At 69.2% G+C, this 3,688-nt stretch carries 4 protein-coding genes and 1 pseudogene; 4 read left to right on the top strand and 1 reads right to left on the bottom strand.

All coding sequences use genetic code 11. The features are described from left to right. The 4 genes from I0Q12_RS01225 to I0Q12_RS01240 form a co-directional block, all read left to right on the top strand. The coding region (locus I0Q12_RS01225) for a maleylpyruvate isomerase N-terminal domain-containing protein (RefSeq protein ID WP_197250225.1) at window positions 1-492 on the top strand (492 nt) is incomplete at its 5' end. Between the two features lie 7 nt (window positions 493-499). After that, window positions 500-1,180, top strand: coding sequence for an SDR family NAD(P)-dependent oxidoreductase (locus tag I0Q12_RS01230; RefSeq protein ID WP_231609799.1), 681 nt, complete (start codon window positions 500-502; stop codon window positions 1,178-1,180). A gap of 81 nt (window positions 1,181-1,261) precedes the next feature. Then, on the top strand, window positions 1,262-1,897 hold the full coding sequence (locus I0Q12_RS01235; protein WP_197250226.1) for a LysE family translocator: 636 nt from the start codon (window positions 1,262-1,264) through the stop codon (window positions 1,895-1,897). Between the two features lie 41 nt (window positions 1,898-1,938). Continuing rightward, window positions 1,939-3,099, top strand: coding sequence for a PhzF family phenazine biosynthesis isomerase (locus I0Q12_RS01240; RefSeq protein ID WP_197250227.1), 1,161 nt, complete (start codon window positions 1,939-1,941; stop codon window positions 3,097-3,099). 250 nt (window positions 3,100-3,349) lie between these two features. On the opposite strand, the pseudogene I0Q12_RS31650 reads toward I0Q12_RS01240, so the two are convergent. Then, window positions 3,350-3,556: pseudogene (locus I0Q12_RS31650) on the bottom strand (IS3 family transposase); the annotation flags it as partial. Window positions 3,557-3,688: the final 132 nt, after the last annotated feature.

The following is a 3,688-nucleotide window of genomic DNA, read 5'->3' on the forward strand; positions in this document are numbered from 1 at the left end:
CGCTCGCTGGTCGGCCACATCGGCCGCGCGCTGAGCACCGTCGTCGACTATCTCGCCCGACCCGCCGCCGAGCAGAGCGTGCCGTCCACCGCCGACTACTACCTCCTGGCCGCCGAGCAGGTCGACGCCGAGGCGGTCCGAGTGCGTGGTGAGCAGGCCGGCGCGGAACTCGGTGACCACCCCGCAGCCGCCCTGGCGGAGATGCGGGACCGGGCGCTGCAGGCCCTGGCGCAGACCGACGACCGGCTCGTCACCACTGTGGTGGGTGGCATGCTGTTGTCGCAGTACCTGCCGACCCGCACCTTCGAACTGGTGGTGCACGGTCTCGACCTGGCCCGGGCCACCGGCCATCCGGCGTTCGTCCCGGTCGGGGCGCTGCGGGAGGCGCTGTCGGTGGCAACCGAAGTGGCCGTACTCCGGGGACACGGTGAGACCGTCCTACTCGCAATGACAGGGCGCTCGGCTCTGGCCGGCGGCTTCAGTGTGTTGTGAACCGGCGATGAGTGGGCACTTCGTCGTCACCGGCGGTCGTCGGGGGATTGGTGCCGCGATCGTCCGGGCCGCAGCCCGAGCGGGTCACGAGGTGGGTTTCACCTACCACCGGGACACCGACGCCGCCACTTGCCTGGTCGCCGAATGCGGTCTTCGGGTTCGCGCCATCGAGACCGACGTCGCTGACACCGGCGCTGCAGAAACAGGCGTCGATACGGCGGTGCAGAGCGGGGGAGAGGTGGCGGTGCTGGTGAACAACGCCGGGATCACCGGCCCGCTCGGTGATTTTCTCACCGTGACCGCAGCGCAGGTCCGGGACATCGTCGGCGTCAACGTCTTCGGGGTTGTGGGCGATGACCGTGGCTGCGGTTCGCTACCGGCGCGAGCGCGCACTACCCGGTGTGGTGATCACCATCGGCAGCATCGCCGCAGTCACCGGGGGTGTCCGGCGAGTACGGGGGATACGCCGCATCCAAGTGCTGCGGTGGAGGCGATCACCCGCGGCCGGGGACACGAACTGGCACCGGGACATTCGTGTCGTCGGCATGGCACCCGGCACCGTCGACACGGAAATTCACGCTGCTGCAGGAGATCCGGGACGGCCTCGACGGGATACGGACCGCATACCCCACGTTGGTGTCGCTGCCACCAGCGAGATCGCCGCCGCGGCTGGGTTCGCGGCCGGTGAAGGCTTCGTATCTCACCGCCACCACGATCGCCGTGGCCGGTGGACTGTGAACGTTGATCCCGAAGATCGGGAAGGTGCGTGATGACTGCTGCTTTCGTCGCCGCGGTGGCCTTCATGGTGATGACGCCCGGGCCGGACAGCCTGGCGGTTGCCGCTGCGGCACTGCGGTCCCGCGCCGACGGGGTCGCCACCGCGTTGGGCGCCCTGACCGGGATGCTCGTCTTCACGGTCGCCGCCTGTGCCGGTCTCGCTGCGCTGCTCGTCGCCGCACCGGCGGCCCTCGCCGCACTGCGCATCATCGGCGGGATCTATCTGATCTTCATCGGACTCACCTCTCTACGCAGTGCCGTCCGGGTCCCCGACAGTGGCGAGGACGAGATTCTGGACAGTGCTGAGTCCCGACGTGGGGTACTGGCACCGACACGGCGATTCCGCCGCGGATTCCTCATCGATACCACCAACCCCAAGACCCTGGTGGTGTTCGTCACCGTCATCCCGGCCTTCGCCGGCCCGGATGCCGACTACCGGACCCTGGTGGGACACTGCCTGTTCCTCGTGGCGTTCGCGGCAGCATGGTTGTTGACGGTGGCGCTGTTCGCCGCGGAGATCGGCAGGCTCGGTCCGAGGCCGGCGCGGTGGATCGCCATCATCATGAGCGGTGTCATGTGCGGTTTCGGCCTCGCGATCCTGGTGTTCGATCCGTTCGTCCGCGGCTGAACCGGACCGACGAGACTACAGGAATGGAGAGAGGACACGGGATGGCGCGAGTGGAGCTGTACGAGGCGTTCGCCGTGAGCGCCGGAGGCGGCAATCCGGCCGGGGTGGTGCTCGACGCCCGGGAACTGTCCGACTGCGAAATGCTCACGGTGGCACGCGAGGTCGGCGCATCGGAAACCGCCTTCGTCACCGACGGCGACGCACCGCACACCTACCGCATCCGATACTTCTCCCCCGAAGTCGAAGTGCCGTTCTGCGGGCACGCCACGATCGCCACCGCGATCGCCCTGGCCGAACACCACGGCGACGACGAGATGGTCATGCTCACCGCGGCAGGCCGGGTACCGGTGCGGATCGACCATCGCACCGACGGCCTGCACGCCTCGTTCACCTCGGTGCCCCCGACGATCACCGCCCTGACCGACGACGTCGTCGCGGACGCGCTGACCGCGTTGCGGTGGGCCCCGGAGGACCTCGATCCACGGTTCCCCGCGGTCGTGTCCGACGCGGGGTCGCGTCACCTGGTGCTTGCCGTCGCAACCCGCGACCGACTGGCCCGCCTCGACTACGACTTCGACGCGCTCCGCGCCGTGCTGACCGGACTGGGAGCGATGACCGCCCAGTTGTTCTGGTACGCCTTACCGCGGGAGATCCACAGCCGCAACCCATTCCCGGTCGGCGGCGTCGTCGAGGATCCCGCCACCGGATCGGCCGCGGCCGCCCTCGGCGGGTACCTCCGTCATCTCGGGATGGCGCACCCGGGGGACCGGCTCGTCGTGCACCAGGGCACCGACATGGGGCGCCCCAGCGAGATCGGGGTGGAGATCGGCACACCCGAGGACGGCATCACCGTGTCGGGGCGCGCGGTGCGCGTCGAACCGGCCCGGCGACTCGAGCACGCCGGCCGGTTCGACGCCGGCCCCAGCGCCCACTACGTCGAACACCTGCGGCGCGCCGATCTGAGTGTGGGCACGTACTCGATCCCGGCCGGCGCCGCCGACGGGCAACAACCCCACCGGGAAGACGAGATCTACGTCGTCACCGCGGGCAGCGCGACCCTGTGGACACCCACCGGCTCGATCCCGGCGCCCACCGGAGCGGTGCTGTTCGTCCCGGCGGGTCTACCGCACCGGTTCGTCGACGTCACCGCGGACTTTGCGACGCTGGTGGTGTTCGGTCCGGCGGAGGGCACCCGCGCCTGATCGGCGAGGCTCACACGGTTGCCGCCGGCCGCCGGGTGCATGCCTCGACGAGTCGATCCGCCGCGGACACCACCGTCCTGGACGCCGCGGCGGCTGAGAGCCGGATGTACTCGCGCAGACCACTGTCGGTGACACAGTTTGCGGTCGAGCTCCGCTGCCGCGAAAACGCCGATGCCGTCTTAAGGATCTCGTTGGCGCGACGCAGTTCTCGGTTTTCGCGTTCGAGTTCGGCGATCCTTTTCGCCTCGTCCGTTGTTGTGCCCGGACGATCACCGTTGTCGATCTCTTCCCTGGCGAACCAGGTCCGCAGTGCCTCGCGATGCACTCCGAGTTGGTCCGCGATCCGAGCGATCGCGCCGGCCCGTGTCGCCGGATCACGTCGCGCTCCGATCGCCATGCGCGTTGCGCGTTCTTTCAGCTTCTCTGGATACTTCCTCGGCGCTCCCATGGATCTCATCCGCCCGTGCAATGAGATCCTCTATCAGAGCCGGGGCGATTCGGGCCAGACCTGCCAACCACGTCTCGGGGTGCGTCTTCCAGGGTAAGTCCCAGGGAGTGGTGGGAATCGGGTGAGACGTCCCCGGCCCCG

Source organism: Rhodococcus sp. CX (assembly GCF_015865005.1).
Lineage (GTDB): Bacteria > Actinomycetota > Actinomycetes > Mycobacteriales > Mycobacteriaceae > Rhodococcus.

Coding starts and splice junctions, on each gene's coding strand:
- I0Q12_RS01230 (WP_231609799.1), top strand. CDS start 500: ATGAGTGGGCACTTCGTCGTCACCGGCGGTCGTCGGGGGATTGGTGCC.
- I0Q12_RS01235 (WP_197250226.1), top strand. CDS start 1,262: ATGACTGCTGCTTTCGTCGCCGCGGTGGCCTTCATGGTGATGACGCCC.
- I0Q12_RS01240 (WP_197250227.1), top strand. CDS start 1,939: ATGGCGCGAGTGGAGCTGTACGAGGCGTTCGCCGTGAGCGCCGGAGGC.